We start from the raw sequence: 14,253 nt of genomic DNA on the forward strand, positions 1-14,253 counted from the left end.
TGAGGGCTGCTGTCCGTCGAAGTGCCGTATCCGGGTCAGCTCGGCGTCGTCGGAGTTCCGTACTGGGACGGGCCTAGCCGGCGCCGAAGCTGCTCATTTTCGGAAACCCGGTCCCGAAGACCCGTGGCAATCCGGTCCAGGAAGTCATCCACCTCATTCTGCGCATACCCCTCGCGGAACTTTGTCGGCTGGAACCTCTGATTTATTACCTCTTCAGGGCTGAGAATTGAAGCGGTAATGTCCTGCCTAAAAATGTCCGTCTTTTGCAGTTCAAGACGTTCCTTTTCGAGTCGCCGAAGCTCCTGGACAGTGCGTTCCAAGAAGTCATCCACCTCGTCCTGGTCATAGCCCTCCTTGAATTTGGTGGGCTGGAAGCGCTTCGCGACAACCTCTTCAGCTGTGAGAGTTCCGGTTCCGTATGTGACGGATTCCCCCTTGGATTTGGTGGATTTCGAAGCATTCGGCAATACCAAGGTGAGCAGGACTATTACCGCGACGAAGATCCAGGTTTTTCCTGAGCCGTCGCTTTCACCCGCCCCTTGGGCCATTACCGCTGAAACATACTCAAAAGACATGGAGTTCGACTTTCGTAAGGTCAGTCTGTGTCACAGCTGAACGGATCAAATCCTGGCGACAATAACTGTAACCGATTGCTCCTTTCGAAAGCCGCCATTAATTTCGATGTTTCCGGCTATGTCCAGGACCACCCTGCAGCCGGCCGCCCGCGGCCCGCGGCGACTGTCTCACTGGATTTGGACAGGCCAGGGTTACGGGCGAGCATCCGGCCCAGGTTGGAGGAGTCCGGTTCGGTGCGTCCGGCGGCCGCCGCGAGGCTCCGGCTGATCCGTGCGGCCTGGGCCGTGGTGAAGTGCTTCCCCAGCAGCGCCTTGGTCAGTGGCGCGTCCACCCAAAGCGCGTCCAGCACGGTGCCGGCGGTACGGCGGATGATGGTGTCGTGGTCGAACGGCAGCCCGGATACTCGCTCCACCGGCGTGACCCTTACGGCGGCTTCGTTCAGCCGGGCGTCCGGGTGCAGGACAGCGGTATGGACAATCGAAATGGTCGGCCCGCGTGGATCCCGGTCCGGGTTGTCGTAGACACCCGCCGTGTCGAGGTGTTCCACTCGGTCCTCCCCTACTCCGGTCTTGACCGTCAGCGCCCGCAGTGCGGCCTCGGCCAGCCGTTCGGAGGGAAGCAGGAGGACGCCGGGGAGCGCCTGCACGCCGGCGAAGGGCTCGTTGGCCCGCTCCGCCGTCACCAGGCACAGCCCCCCGTCCCTCACGATGAAGGGCACGGTATCGATCGAGACGAGGGGCTGCTGTCTTTCGGAATTCATGAGGCAATGTTACCGAGCACGGCACGGACGTCCGCGAAGGACTGGCGGCGGAGGAACTCGCCGTTGGCCCACACGGGCTGCAGCAGGGATGCCGCTTCCTGCTCGGGGGTGGCCTTCTCGATGAGGACCAGTTCGCCGTCGTCGTTCCGGGTGACGGCCAGGCGGCCGGTGGCGGAACGCTTGGACCCGAAACCCTGGGCGGTGATCGGATCCTTGAACACGTTGCGGGGCTGGCCGTTGACCTCGATGTAGGTGACCTTGATGGCCGAGGAGAACGTGTCCCGGGTGACGTACTGGTAGGTGAACGAACCGGCGCCGAGCACGACGTTCTCCGAGGCGTAGCCCGCTTTCTCCAGGCGTGCGGTGATGTCCGCGGCACGCTCGGGGGTGATGGAGTCGCCGTACATAACGCGCACGTTGTTCAGCACCTTGTAGCCGGCGTCGTTGCGGGTGGAGCCGAACTCGGCGTCCAGGAGGGCGACGACGCCGAAGTAGGCCGGGTCCTCTGCCATCGATGGTGCCGTGTCCGGGGCGACGGCGCCGGGGCGGGTGGAGGTTCCGCAGACGATGTCGGCCGGGTCTCCGGAGTCGGGACGGATGACGACGTTGCCGTCGCGTGAGGTGATGATGTCCTTGAGCCCGGGCAGGATGCCCTGCAGCACGTGCCACAGGTCGTACCCGTCGGAGACCAGGGAGATATTACCGGTGGGGTTGACCTCCAGGATGTGGCGGAAGGTTTCCGCTTCTCCGTCCTGGCCGCCGGCGCACATCACGGCGTGCTCGCTGGCGGGGATGGAACCGAGGATCTGGCCGTTGTCCGTGCCGAAGGAGGAGTTGTAGTAGCGGCGGATGAAGTCGGCCGAACCGAGGGAGTCCGAGCCCTTGAAGGAGAGCAGGTGGCCGGCGCCGGAGGCTGCGGCAGCTTCGACACCGGGCATGCCCCGGAAAGAGAAGTCGTGGAGCTGCCAGTCCACATAGGCGGCGTCCGTACCGGTCTTCGCCGCGGCGGTGTCGAGGATGCCGCGGTACTTGTCGGCAATGGTCGCTGCGGTGGAGGGCTGCCAGATGGAGGCGCTGAGCGCCGTCTCGATGTAGTTGACCAGCCAGAAGAACTCCGGCTCGGTGGATTCGACGGTGACGGAGGGGACCCGCAGGGGCACCCGGGTTCCCTCGGGCACGGCACGGAAGATCAGCGGCAGGTAACCGCGGCGGTGCAGGGACCGGATGTGGTCGGTGCCGACGGTGTTGGGGCCGAGGATGTCGTTGAGGCCGGCCTGGTACTCGGCCACGGCGTCGTCTTCATCGGCGGCGAAGAACGGCGCGAAGGCTTCAATGCAGAACCTCTGCAGGAAGGCCTGGAGCCCGAAGTGCACCACATGGTCCACACCCTCGATCCGGGAGCCGCGGTTGGTGAAGTTGGAGAGAACCTTTGTGGTGCCCCGGGGGTACATGTGGACGTGGCCGAGCTTGTACGCGTCTGTCTGGAACAGGGCTGCGGTGATGCTGGCGGTGGTCAGGGCGGTCGGTGCTGATGTCGTGGTCATGGCCGGTTCCTTAGATGAGGTGGGAGATCAGGGGCGTGATGGAAGCGGCGACGTCCGGGTTGGCGGCGCCGGGGTGTGAATCCGTGGTGTAGATGGAGCCGTAGGCCTGCCGCAGCTGGGCTGCTTTGCCGGAGAACACTCCGTGGCTCACCCACAGGTCCAGGCGGTCCGGTCCCAGCCCGGTGGCTGCGGCCAGGCCCATGAAGGTTCCGCCGCCGTCGCAGATGTCGTCCACGACCAGGAAGCGTCCTTCGTCGGGCAGTTCCGCGCAGGTGAACCCGGACAGCTTGCCGGTGGCAAAGTCCCGGTGCTTCTCGGCGGAGTAGAGCGGAAGTCCGAGGGCTGCAGCGGTTCGGGCGGTGCGTTCCTTCGCCCCGGCGTCCGGGCAGATGACGCCGGCATACTCCCCTGCTTTGTTCCGCAGGACCTGGGCGATGACGGTCGAGGAATCCACAGCGCGCAGGTTGCGGACCAGAGCCGGCATGACGGGAGAGTGCGGGTCGAAGCAGACCACTTCGTCGGCGTTCATGGCGTTGATGAGGTTGGCGTAGACCTTGGCGCCGAAGGGATTGCCGCGGTCCTGGCGGGCTCCGGGCAGGTACGGAATGAGGGCCTGGACCTTGTGTCCGCCCTGGTGGGCGTGGTCGATCCACATGGCCGCGGTTATGTACTCGTTGGCATCGGCGCCGGTGAGGTAGAAGTACAGCGGGGTTTCCGCCGGGCTGCCTTCGACCTTGAGGTGGGCCTCCCCGGCCGGGAAGGACATCGGCGTCGCTGCCGAGTGGACGGTGTATCCCTGCGGGACTGTGGCGTATGCGGTGAACATGCTGCCAGCCTACACAGCTTTTTCGTCATTGGAAGTTTATTGGTCCAATAAACGTAGTGTTACGAATAATGACGCCTGGCGTGCGGGCTATTCGCCCGCTGCGCTGACATAACTGCCGCCCAGTTCCGCGGCGAGGGCAGCGATTTGGTCGGGGCCCGGCATCCGTCCCTCACGGTCCGGCAGGACCAGCACGTGCCAGTTGCTGCCTTCGGCGAAGTACGGGAACGGGTTTTCGGCGGCCTGCAGCAATTCAGACGCCTTGGCCCGGTCCGCCTCGTTCTCGTAGCGGACTATTTCGACCGCGTCGGTGCACATCCGGTACTCGGGAAGATATCCGTCGATCTGTATCGTGACCGGTTCCGCTGTGGTGCCGGGGTCGCAGTCCAGGACGCCCGCGACGGCGTCGTACACTTCGTTGACTGAGGCGAAGGAAGGGGCCCCCTCCTCAACCCGAAGGTCGACCGATATCGCCGTCGTGCGGTCCGGCATCTGCCGCTCCACCCGCAGCGACCAGCACCCGGGCTCGTCAAACTCGTAGACGGCGTCCCAGCCCTCCCCCGGCTTGTCCAGCTCCCCTCCAGTGGAAGTGCCCGGTTTCTTCAACGCCTCAACCCGGTTTCCCTGCGGATCGGCAAGCCATGTATCGAACGTACCGGTCCCGGTAACCCGCCAGGCAATTTCCACCGGCGATCCGGTGGAGAACGGAACCGAAGCGCCGGCTGGCGCCACTAAGCCCCAGGCCTGGAAGTCGCGGGCATCGCTCAAGTCCAGCACCCGGTCCTCGCCAAGGACCACGGCATTTTGGCAGGCCGTGATTGAGGCGCCGTCATTCGGTACCGGCGGAGTGGACTGCTCTTCCGCGGTCGACGATCCGGCGTCCGTGCAGGCGGAAAGCAGCAGCACCGCCGCTGCCGCGGCTGCGAGTCCCTTTACCTTGCGCATCGGCGCCCACCCGTCGTGTTTGGTGGGGACATCATTGCACAGGGCTGGCGGTCACGTGCCGATGTCCCTCCGGGTAAGGGCGACGGCAGCGAGCAGGACCAGCAGCGCGCTTGTGCCATACAGCGCACCGAGCCCGGCCCAATCCGCCCCGTTGCTGAGCGGCCCGGAGCCGAAGGCCCAGTGATAGGGCGTCCAGTCGTGGAGGTAGTCCAGGTCCTGGTTCTGGTTGGCCACCGCGTTGAGGGCGTACCCGCCGACGGCGACCGCAACGGCCGCAGTGAGCGCCCAGACGCGGCGGCCGGTGAAGGCCCCCGCAGCCAGGGCGACGGACGCCGTCAGCAGTGCCAGCCCGACGAGCGCCGCACACCCGGCCCAAACGTGGGAAGGGACGAGTCCGAGTTGTGCGGGGCGGTTGAAAACCAGCACGGCCAGACCCGCGAAAAGGCCGAGCAGCAGCAGACGCGCAACAATGGCGGCGCTGCGCTCCAGCACGAGCTGGACCCGGCCGACCGCGTGGGCCAGCACGAGTTCCAGTGTCCCGCTCTCCTCGTCGCCGGCAATCGCCCGGGTTCCCCAGGAGATGGCGGCGATGGTGAAGAGGGCGAACCCGATGAGGCCGAAGAACGTCGCCTGGGTGTAGCCGGCGCCGGTGGTCAGCTCGTCATAGCCCAGCGCGGAAATGAGTTCGGGCGGCAGGCTCTGCAGGAGATCCTGGAAATCCTGGCCGGCCAGGGACGGATAGAGGGGCAGGTACAGGCTCAGGACAGCGAGGATGCCTGCCGCCCATCCCAGAAGCGGACGCCATGACGCGGCGAGTGAACGGGTGAACAAGGGGAGGCGACTCATTCGGCGGCACCGCCGTCGGCCGGCCCGGCAGCGTTCTCCGGCCCGTAAAACCGCAGCACGGCCTCCTCGAGGTCGGGCTCCTGCACCACCAGGTCGAGGAGGTGATGTCCCGCCAGGGCCGTGATCAGGTCCGGCATGTCACCCTTGAACCGGCCATGGATTGAGGCTGGGCCCAGGGGGTCCGGGTCCGTGGGCACCTGCAGCAGCTCGAAACCGGGCACCCGCCGAAGGCGTTCAACCAAGGCAGGTGCCTCTGCTGCAGGGATACCAATCCGCACACGGCGGCCGGCCGACGCACGGATATCCGCGGTGCTGGCGGCGGATACCACTGCCCCCTTCCGAAGGATGGCCACAGTGTCAGCGGCTTCCTCAATCTCACTGAGAACGTGCGAGCTGAGCAGTACCGTCTGGCCGTTGCTGCTCGCCTCCCTCACCAGCGCCAGAAACTCCTGTTGAACCAACGGGTCCAATCCGCTGGTTGGTTCGTCAAGGATCAACAGCGGCGGTTGATGCATAAACGCCTGGATGAGTCCCAGTTTCTGCCGGTTTCCCTTGGACAGGGCACGCACCGGGCGGCCGAGGTCCAGATCGAGCCGCTCCGCCAGCGCCGGAACGGTCCCCGGGTCTACGGCTCCACTGATATGTGAGAAAAAGCGGAGAAGTTCCCGTCCGCTGACTCTGTCCGCTAATGCCGGATCCCCCGGCAGGAAGCCGATACGACGACGCAGGGCCGGCCCTCCGCTGCGGGGATTAACGCCGAGGACGGCTATCTCCCCGGAGCTGGGACGCAGCAGGTCCAGCAGCAGGCGCATCAGCGTGGTCTTGCCGGCACCGTTGGGACCGATGACCCCGAAGACGCTTCCCGCCGGGACATCCAAGTCGATGCCTTTCAGCGCTGCAACGCGTCCGAAGTTCTTGTGCAGCCCGCGGGTGCGGACAACGGCTGAGCCAGAGCCAGGTTCCATGCGGTCAGGCTACGCGCCTGCCGCGGGGGCCGGATAGGCGGCGGCACCGGACGCCGGAGCGGGCCAGGACACGTCCCCCGGAGGATCCTCCCCCACCAGCCCGTCCACGGATTCACGGAGCAGGTCGGCATGTCCGGTATGCCGGGCATATTCCTCAATCAGGTCGATCAGCATGCGGCGCAGGCTCCCGGCTTGGCCATTAATGGCGGGCAGCAGTTGGTCGAGTCCGCCCTCGGCCAGCGCTGCGGCAAGGCGTTGCCGTGAACGTCCGACGGCGTAGCTCCACAGCGCGTAGAGGTCCTCCGGGGTGTTGTCTGCAGCGGTACGCCAATCCCAGTCCGGGTCGTTTTGCCAGTCAACGGCATTCCACGGAGCTCCCGGGTCCTGGCCTTTCAGCCGCCAGGCGAAGTACATGTCCTCCACACCCGCCAGGTGCTTGAGCAGACCGCCGAGGGTAATCGCGGAGGAGCCGATGGTGGCGGTGAGGGCTTCGGCACCAAGCCCGCCGGTTTTCCAGGCAAAGGTGGCGCGTTGCCGGTCCAGGGAACCCAGCAGGGTTTCGGTTTCCGTTCCGGCAAGCGGAGGTTCGATTTTGTCCGGGATTCCAGTCATAGCGCCGAAGAGTAAGCGGACGGCGCAGCCGCGTCCATACGTGCTTCGCTCCAACGCGCTTCTCGGCCCTGCTTACTGGAACGGCGGCCGCTGATGCATGGTTGACAGCTGTCCCGGCCCGGGCGAGGATCACGTCATGACTCGGCAGGAAGCCCTCCCCCTCCGCTGCGCGGTCGTGGCGTTTGCCGTGGCCGCCCTGCTGACCCAACTCGTCGTTGTTCCGCGGATGGCGGCTCGGTCCGCGGCTGCCTATCCGGAGGTTGCTGATCTGGCGTCCTCGTACATCACGGTCATCGGGGTCGCGGTGGCAGCCTTCGAGCTGGCGTTGCTGGCAGCCTGGCAACTGGTCTCAGCTGCAGCAGCAGACAGGTCCGTGACACGTCGGTCGACGGGATGGGCCAACATCATGGCAGTTTCACTGGGTGTTATGGCAGTGCTTTTTGCAGGGGTTTTCGCCCATGCCGGGTTCATCGAGAATATCGGCGGTCCGGCGATACTGTTCGGGCTAGTGGTCTTCCTCGCCCTCATCCCCGTCGCCTTTGCCTTCAGATACGGGGTTCTGGGCTGGCTGGCGGCACCTACCTGATAGTCCTTGCATATCTCCGCGGAATTTCCCCGGCCCATCATCAAAAGTCAACGGACCTAGTGGGCGAAGTCTCGAACCGTGGGTATCGCGCAGTGTTCTGAACTGCCGTTGGGTATCCTCGGCGTCCGAAGAAATTGGGGAGAGCAAACGGTGCGCCGCTGGCACATAGCTAATCAGGTGCCGGCAGGCGCTGGCCGGGGATCATCATTGGGTGGTGAGCACGCTGGCCGTATTCACCTCATGACTTTGCTGGGCGGGGCGGTACAGACAGCAACTCGCGAGAAGGCCGTTTCGGTCATGCCACGTCAGTCGAAAACCTAGGATTGGCATCACCCAGTGGCACCATGCTCTCTTACCTACCACCGGGTGAATACACGGTTGCCCCTCTAGTTGTCCCACTGCTCATAGTGACTGCCGGAGGCATCGCTGCAGGTGATAAGGGCGTCATGGACAACCCTTAGGAGGATCGACTGCCGCAGACGCTCAGGAGCCCCACAATCTAGCAGTCTTCAAACTCAACGATATTCAGGTCGCAGCGCAGGAAGCTGTGGAGGAGTACGGGCAAAGCCAGTTGCATGCAGCGAGATACATTAGGCGCTTTGCCGATTGCCTGGAACCCGCTCTCAGCTCATGAACCGCCTTTACCGCGAGTTGATTGGTGTCACTTCCAAGTGTCGGCAGTCCCGAAGGTGCGGGACCTCCTCCACCGTAAAGAACACCTTAGCGGCTGCGCTTGTTGCCTCCGTTAAGTGAGCGAAGGCGCTCAATGTGGCGGCGTTGCTCCTTGTCGTCCTGCTTGACGTGGACACTTACCAGCACCCGCTCACCATCAGGTTTGTAGTAGATCCGGCCCATGCTTTCGCTGCCGGCCATGCCGGTACCCAGTTTGGAAACTTCACGCCATCCGCCCAGGCCTTCAAGATCTTTTCCGACCATCTGTCCCATATCGATTTGCACGAGTGACCGCAACAGCGAGGCGGGCGCGTCGACATTGGCCAGAACTTCGTCACCGTCCAGAACAAAGTTGAGCCGGGCAAATGCCGTATCCAAAAATCCGAGAAGACCGCGGCGAGGTGCACGATGAACAGAGTCGGCTCGGCGACGCTCCGCCTCCTGCTCCGCAAGTTCTTCGAGCCTCGCCTTCAAACCGACAACGGCTGCTTCTAAGGTGAGAATTTGCGCGTCTCCGTGATCAACTTGGTTACGGAGTGCACCGATGCTGCTAGTAAGGTCGGAGTTCTCGGTCAGTGCCAGCTCGAGCAGTTCTTCGGTTTCCGACTGCATTTCGAGAAGGGCCCTGGTATCGGCGGTTTGCTCCGGAGAGCGGCTCAACTCGCTAATTTGATCGTGGAGCGACTTCTGATGAGCAAGCGCCGTATCCAGTTCCCCGTACAACTTGAACTCGCTGTCCGTAACTGATGCGAGCCGCCGGGTTAGGAACGCAACTTCAACTTCGGACGCGTTGAGTCTCTCTCTGAGCTCTCCCGTCAGGTCAAGCAGCTCTTCGACCCTGGCCGCGAGATCCTCAAGACGAGTGTCTGCCGGGGCATCAGGGTATTCAACAGACGGATCGACCGATACAGGGAAGAGCACAGCCGAGACCCGCGACACGGCCTCGTCGTGACTTCCTTTGAAGCGGAGTCGGGCGAACCAGTCGTAAAATTGGCCGTCGCTGGCCAGACGGTGGCTGACATCCCACCGCTGTACAGCGAGACCACCAGCTTCCAAAGCGTCGACGACGATCGTTGCGAGCCGCTCGGAAGCGTTGAAGACGACGTAGTGCCCAAAGGAACCTGTCTCGATGCTCCACTCGCCGTGGAACCCTTCAAACCGCTGCGGCGCCTCTGCGGCATCCGCTCTAGGGGCATACGGGACAGCGGCACCCGCGAAGAGGAACCTATTGCAGTCCTCGATCTCCTGCGACGCCCCGCCTATGTCAACAACGTCGTCGACGAACACCGGGTAGACAGCTCCTGCATACACGATGCCGGCGTACCCCTCCGGGGTTAACCGAACCGCGCGGCGGACAGATTCAACGACGGAAGTGCCGTCTGTGACGCGTACATCGAGTTGTTGTGCTGCCACCTTTAGGCCACCGTGGCGCACCTACAAGCGGGGTCGCCCCACTTGCGCCTACAAACGGCGCACGGCTTGTAGTAGAGGTATTCAGTGCGTTGCTCGCTCGTTGCCTCATCGGGACCGGGGATCCGGGCAAACGCGAGCGGATTGTGCTTATGCAACACATCCCCAGGGATCAGCTGTGAGTCCGGCTTATTCGCAACGTTGGCACGGGCGATGAGACCATCGTTTTGTACCCAGGCGTCCGTATCTGCGATATCAACTGGTCCGAGATTGGCGCTCCCTGTGAGTCCGATGCCGAACTCGAGGTCGAAGTACGACGCGCGCGACCGGTCACCGCGCTGACTGGATGCCGCGTCGATCGTCAAGATCAGGTCGTCATCGACCTGCACGCCGAGTTCCAACCGCTCAACAAGCGGCGGCGCCGTCGTGTCCACCGATACAGTCACAATACCGAGCGACGTCCGCGGATCGCTCGCTTGTGGCTGCTCAACCACCTCAGATGGGGCAACAATGGAGAACTTCGCAACACCTTCGGTCGGGTCAGTGCAATACAGGTGAAACCGATCCTGGCGGACTTCACCGTCAGCGGGCATCTCCGTTCCAGCCCGTAGTAGTGGAAGCCGCGACCCCCGGGCCATCTCCAACTCGATCTGCTTCGCAAGTACCAGCCGCTGCGCATCGTGCGCAATCCGCGCAGCTCCTTGGGACACAAGGGTCGCGCTGTTCGCTGGGACGAGCACCCGCTCCGGTCCAAATAGTTCGTGCAATCGGCTGCGGATGCTTGGCATCGCCGCCATGCCGCCCGCCACCAGGCAAAGAGAGACCTGCGCAGGCGCCATGCCCACGCTATCGAGAAGCGCCTCTATCTCTCGGATGCCGCTGGTCACCAAAGGACGGGTGATACCGTCCAATTCCTGGCGGCTCAGAGCATACTCAAGCGTGGTGTCGGACTCAGGGAAGTAGTTAGGTCGATAGAAGGTGACGCTCGGGCGATCGGAGAGCTCGATCTTGTTACGTTCGGCGTCCTGCAGCAAGCGGAGGCGCGCTTCCCGGATCGGGTGATCCGATTCGGAAATTCCGTGCTTGGTCGAGAACCTTGCGACCACTTCGTCGCGGATGACCTCATCGAATTTGTCACCACCAACTTGATCGGTGCCGCCATTACGAAGCTGGACGATCCGGCCAGGTTCGATCCGACACAGAGTGAGGTCGAGCGTTCCTCCACCCCAATCCACAACAAGCACGTTTCGTCGCATGAGCCGGCGAATTTCACTCACAGGATCAGACGCTCCGCGCAAGTGGCCGTATAAGGCGGCCAGAGGCTCATGCACGAACTGAGCCACTGAGATTCCGGCCTGAGCAAAGGCCTCACGAAGCGCAGCACGGCGTGGGCCGTTCATATTGACCGGTATAGTGACGACGGCGCGGTCCAGCTCGCCCAGCACCTGCCGCTGTCGGCTGCGGCGCGTCTCGGAGCGGACATATCGGATCACGTCCGCCACGATGTCGATGGGGCTGCGCTCGACCCCGCCCACGCTGACCACTTCCTGCCCAAGGAGGAACTTCGGTGAGCGCACGGTGTTGCCGTAAACCCCGATCCCGACCTCCTCCAGCGCGCGCCGCGCCTCACGACCGACGATAACGCTTTCACCCTCGTAGCGAACAACTGAGGGGTGCGGCCGCCCCTCCTCATCCACCACGTCGATAACGCGGTCGCCTACCACGGCCGAAATCAAACTGTTAGTAGTCCCGAAGTCAAACCCGACGATCATTGCACCCCTCCATCAAGGTCCTTGAGGTGCGTGACCTCACCATCTATTGCGGTCAGAGCCCTGTCGACGAACTCTTCCGCTACACCGGTGCTTCCATTTCGTATTGCGTGAAGCCCGTCGCTGAGGAGCCCGACCTGGTCCGTGAGCCGCCGGATAACTTGAGTCCGCAATGCCTCGTAGTCATCCACCAAATGGCTCTTGTCGACGACTCGGCTGCTCTGCTCTGCCGTAAGCAGCCGAGTGAGGTCATCCACCTGAACGAGAAGCTTATTAGAGCGCTGCTTCTCGATCTCCAGCTCGGCGGAAAGCCCTTGGCAGTGGGCCTCCGCTGCCGCGGCGCGGTGTTCCTGATGTGCGGCGTGGGCGCGAGCGGTGGCTGTCGCTCGTTGAGCATCACGAATCGCGCCCTCAAAATGCCGTGACAGCTGTGCCAGCGCTTCTGTGCTTTTGGAAGTTGCGAGTAGAGCGGCAGTCTTGGACGTGCTTTCCTGGGGCGGCGAGTCCCACACGAAGGCAGCCATATCTGCAATGAACTGCTTCGACGTCCAGCCATCACGAAGTACGCGGAACAGACCCAATCCGGTAACCGCGTTCACCCGGAGGCGCTTCAGATCGGTTTCCGAAGCCTCCACCGACGTCTGCTGACTCAGTCCTTTGAGATTGAGCTTCGTGACCGCTTCATTCACTTCCTCAGCTGTGAGACCCGGAAGGGCACGGGGATCGTGCAGCTGTTCGATCCGTCCTTCGAAAAGAGGGTGGCTGGCGAAAGCCACTTCGACCAACTGGAGAAGGCGGAGAAGGACAGAATGCTTCGCCCCGAGCTCTGCCAGGGCTGCCAGCAGACTAAGCGGCACTGCAAGCATTGGATCTGCAGGTGCTAGGCGCCGGACGGCGGCGATCTCTTCCGGCATTACGTCTTTGTTCACAGAAAGACTGTCCAAGTCCTTGCGAGCAAGGTTGAGCTTGCGCCCCGCTTCACCGTAGGAGAATTCGATCAACTCGAGAATTGATCGTGGCCGGCTCTTCCTCTTGCTATCCACTTTGAGCGCCCGCGGTCCGTCGGCTGGCGGATTCTTGATTGAGACAATCGCAGGAACTTGCTCCGCGATAACTTCGTGCAATCCATCGTCGGTAGTAAATTTCACGAAACTCCTTGATTGTGGGCACGGTTCCGGAAGGCCGCATACCAGATTTCCGCCACGCTGCTGTCACGAAGACGTTCAGCGTGCCGAGTCGCCGAGATGAGATCCCCTGCTGAGAGCGCGTGTTCGGCAGCGATCAGATGCAGCTTTAGAACGTCGTATGGTCGTTGGGAGTCGATACTGGCCGTCAATTCCTCTACTTCTGCCAAGGCGCTGCCATTGAGCGGTAAGGCACTCCACCGAAGCACCTGTTCGATGACCGAGTCACTGAGCGCGAAATCCAAGCTCGAGTGCGGTGACCGCGACAAATCGTCGCGGGACCACGCTTCCCCCTTCAGGAGAGCCTGAAACCGCAGCGATACTTCAGCGACACGCTGGCTCTTGGTCTTCGTCATCGCATGACCGAATTGGTTGTAGTGGAAAGCGACGATGCCGCACACTGCCTCGGCAGGTGGCCGGTCAAAGCCTCTCAAGATTGCAACTGCTTTGTCGTACTTTCCCTGGTAGCTGCCCCGGTCACGCGCCTCGTCGCAGACGGCTGAATCAGCGCTGTCCTCACGCGCGAGGACGCCATACAGATAGTTGGCAACACCAGACAGGTACCGAGATGCTGTCGAGTAACGCTTGGAGCGCATGATGAAGTCGTCGATGGCACGGAGACTCAGCTCACCACTCTTGATGAAGTGATTCAGGGCATCATCCACTCCGTCGAGGTCGTCTTCCTCGGCTAGAGAGAACTCAAAGTGGAAGGTTTGAACCACATCGCTGTTCCTCAGAGACACCTCAGCAATGCCGCTTCGTTTGGTTGCTAAGCTCTTCGCCACATCGTCGGCAGACGCGGGGCTCCCGTTTAGCGCCACCGCGTCAGCGGAGTGGATCACCCAATCCTCAACAGATGTCGCGCCAGTGATGGTGAGTCGGCTATTGCCGCACTCTCGTCCCCTAAGTACCATGATTGGCCGTTGAGTTGAATGTCCCTCGAAGTTGTGCACGCGAAGATCGCGTTCGGTGGATAATTCCACCCCGCATTTCCCGCATGGAAATGTCACAGGCCGTGGCGCTAAGGCCGTGCCTTCCCCAGTCGGTTCATGGAACTCCATGTAGCCGGTGTGCCAAAACCCCATGCCTCCCCCTTCTTGCATACCTGCCATCAACCGCAAACGATTGCGTGCCGTCAGCCATTGGCACTTCAAGAACGCTTTGCCTTGCGAAAAGAGCGGAAGGTGTCTAATTGCCTATCGCCTGCGCCTTAGAGCGGCCTTTGAAATGAGCCTACGACGCCAGTACCGAATTCCCCGTTGCGACGCGAGTTTCACTGGTGAATTTTGATCTCGGGGCGGTACTCCAAAATCCACTCGGCCGTCCGCCACCCAGTGCTCTGTTTAATGCCATAGAGCGGCTGCGGTCGGGTACAAGCAGTCACTTCGCGGTGACGAACGAACAGCCCGGGTCGGTTCGACGACGAGCCTCGGCATTCTCCGGCTTTTGACTCCAAAGTTCCATCTGGACCCGCAGCTAGAATTTCACCCAGCCCGCCACTCTCGAGAGACGAACTCGCGCTAGAGCCCCAGCCCAACGGTCGACGTCCCTCCCAGCCCAA

At 62.6% G+C, this 14,253-nt stretch carries 13 protein-coding genes and 1 pseudogene; 1 reads left to right on the forward strand and 13 read right to left on the reverse strand.

Annotation, left to right across the window (positions count from 1 at the left end):
• Positions 1 to 35: 35 nt before the first annotated feature.
• The 9 genes and pseudogenes from NNX34_RS10310 to NNX34_RS10350 all read right to left on the reverse strand — a co-directional run bounded on the left by NNX34_RS10310 (position 36) and on the right by NNX34_RS10350 (position 7,071).
• Positions 36 to 269 carry a DivIVA domain-containing protein gene (locus tag NNX34_RS10310; protein ID WP_370647268.1) on the reverse strand — a complete coding sequence of 78 codons (234 nt, stop codon included), beginning with the start codon at positions 267 to 269 and terminating at the stop codon, positions 36 to 38.
• Positions 261 to 467 (reverse strand): annotated as a pseudogene (locus NNX34_RS10315) (DivIVA domain-containing protein); the annotation flags it as partial. The gene NNX34_RS10310 and the pseudogene NNX34_RS10315, both read right to left, overlap by 9 nt.
• Positions 468 to 691: 224 nt before the next feature.
• Positions 692 to 1,336 (reverse strand): NUDIX domain-containing protein, encoded by a 645-nt coding sequence (locus NNX34_RS10320; RefSeq protein WP_255766410.1) that lies wholly within the window; start codon positions 1,334 to 1,336, stop codon positions 692 to 694.
• Positions 1,333 to 2,880, reverse strand: a complete 1,548-nt coding sequence (locus NNX34_RS10325; RefSeq protein WP_255766411.1) for a nicotinate phosphoribosyltransferase — start codon at positions 2,878 to 2,880, stop codon at positions 1,333 to 1,335. The genes NNX34_RS10320 and NNX34_RS10325 overlap by 4 nt, the downstream gene beginning before the upstream one ends.
• 10 nt (positions 2,881 to 2,890) lie before the next feature.
• A complete protein-coding gene (locus NNX34_RS10330; RefSeq protein WP_255766412.1) occupies positions 2,891 to 3,706 on the reverse strand; it encodes a ribose-phosphate pyrophosphokinase in 816 nt (271 codons plus the stop codon).
• Between the two features lie 87 nt (positions 3,707 to 3,793).
• A complete protein-coding gene (locus NNX34_RS10335) occupies positions 3,794 to 4,648 on the reverse strand; it encodes a hypothetical protein (RefSeq protein WP_255766413.1) in 855 nt (284 codons plus the stop codon).
• Between the two features lie 51 nt (positions 4,649 to 4,699).
• Positions 4,700 to 5,494, reverse strand: a complete 795-nt coding sequence (locus tag NNX34_RS10340; RefSeq protein WP_255766414.1) for an ABC transporter permease subunit — start codon at positions 5,492 to 5,494, stop codon at positions 4,700 to 4,702.
• Entirely contained in the window at positions 5,491 to 6,459 is a 969-nt protein-coding gene (locus tag NNX34_RS10345) for an ABC transporter ATP-binding protein (RefSeq protein ID WP_255766415.1), read from the reverse strand. The genes NNX34_RS10340 and NNX34_RS10345 overlap by 4 nt, the downstream gene beginning before the upstream one ends.
• Before the next feature lie 9 nt (positions 6,460 to 6,468).
• The gene (locus NNX34_RS10350) at positions 6,469 to 7,071 is read right to left on the reverse strand and encodes a DinB family protein (RefSeq protein ID WP_255766416.1); all 603 of its coding nucleotides are present in this window, start codon (positions 7,069 to 7,071) and stop codon (positions 6,469 to 6,471) included.
• A 136-nt stretch (positions 7,072 to 7,207) separates the two neighbouring features.
• Here NNX34_RS10350 and NNX34_RS10355 point away from each other — a divergent pair, with 136 nt between their 5' ends.
• On the forward strand, positions 7,208 to 7,657 hold the full coding sequence (locus NNX34_RS10355; protein ID WP_255766417.1) for a DUF2975 domain-containing protein: 450 nt from the start codon (positions 7,208 to 7,210) through the stop codon (positions 7,655 to 7,657).
• A gap of 720 nt (positions 7,658 to 8,377) precedes the next feature.
• On the opposite strand, the gene NNX34_RS10360 is transcribed toward NNX34_RS10355, so the two are convergent.
• Genes NNX34_RS10360 through NNX34_RS10375 form a run of 4 tightly spaced genes read right to left on the reverse strand, consistent with a single transcriptional unit; the run spans position 8,378 to position 13,675 of the window.
• The gene (locus NNX34_RS10360; protein ID WP_255766418.1) at positions 8,378 to 9,742 is read right to left on the reverse strand and encodes a hypothetical protein; all 1,365 of its coding nucleotides are present in this window, start codon (positions 9,740 to 9,742) and stop codon (positions 8,378 to 8,380) included.
• 2 nt (positions 9,743 to 9,744) lie between these two features.
• The gene (locus tag NNX34_RS10365; protein ID WP_255766419.1) at positions 9,745 to 11,511 is read right to left on the reverse strand and encodes an Hsp70 family protein; all 1,767 of its coding nucleotides are present in this window, start codon (positions 11,509 to 11,511) and stop codon (positions 9,745 to 9,747) included.
• Entirely contained in the window at positions 11,508 to 12,656 is a 1,149-nt protein-coding gene (locus NNX34_RS10370; RefSeq protein ID WP_255766420.1) for a hypothetical protein, read from the reverse strand. Before NNX34_RS10370 ends, NNX34_RS10365 begins: the two co-directional genes overlap by 4 nt.
• Entirely contained in the window at positions 12,653 to 13,675 is a 1,023-nt protein-coding gene (locus tag NNX34_RS10375) for a hypothetical protein (protein ID WP_255766421.1), read from the reverse strand. The genes NNX34_RS10370 and NNX34_RS10375 overlap by 4 nt, the downstream gene beginning before the upstream one ends.
• Positions 13,676 to 14,253: the final 578 nt, after the last annotated feature.

This window comes from Arthrobacter sp. zg-Y1116, assembly GCF_024385485.1.
Lineage (GTDB): Bacteria > Actinomycetota > Actinomycetes > Actinomycetales > Micrococcaceae > Arthrobacter_B.

Coding starts and splice junctions, on each gene's coding strand:
- NNX34_RS10320 (WP_255766410.1), bottom strand. CDS start 1,336: ATGAATTCCGAAAGACAGCAGCCCCTCGTCTCGATCGATACCGTGCCC.
- NNX34_RS10350 (WP_255766416.1), bottom strand. CDS start 7,071: ATGACTGGAATCCCGGACAAAATCGAACCTCCGCTTGCCGGAACGGAA.
- NNX34_RS10340 (WP_255766414.1), bottom strand. CDS start 5,494: ATGAGTCGCCTCCCCTTGTTCACCCGTTCACTCGCCGCGTCATGGCGT.
- NNX34_RS10330 (WP_255766412.1), bottom strand. CDS start 3,706: ATGTTCACCGCATACGCCACAGTCCCGCAGGGATACACCGTCCACTCG.
- NNX34_RS10365 (WP_255766419.1), bottom strand. CDS start 11,511: ATGATCGTCGGGTTTGACTTCGGGACTACTAACAGTTTGATTTCGGCC.
- NNX34_RS10335 (WP_255766413.1), bottom strand. CDS start 4,648: ATGCGCAAGGTAAAGGGACTCGCAGCCGCGGCAGCGGCGGTGCTGCTG.
- NNX34_RS10325 (WP_255766411.1), bottom strand. CDS start 2,880: ATGACCACGACATCAGCACCGACCGCCCTGACCACCGCCAGCATCACC.
- NNX34_RS10345 (WP_255766415.1), bottom strand. CDS start 6,459: ATGGAACCTGGCTCTGGCTCAGCCGTTGTCCGCACCCGCGGGCTGCAC.
- NNX34_RS10355 (WP_255766417.1), top strand. CDS start 7,208: ATGACTCGGCAGGAAGCCCTCCCCCTCCGCTGCGCGGTCGTGGCGTTT.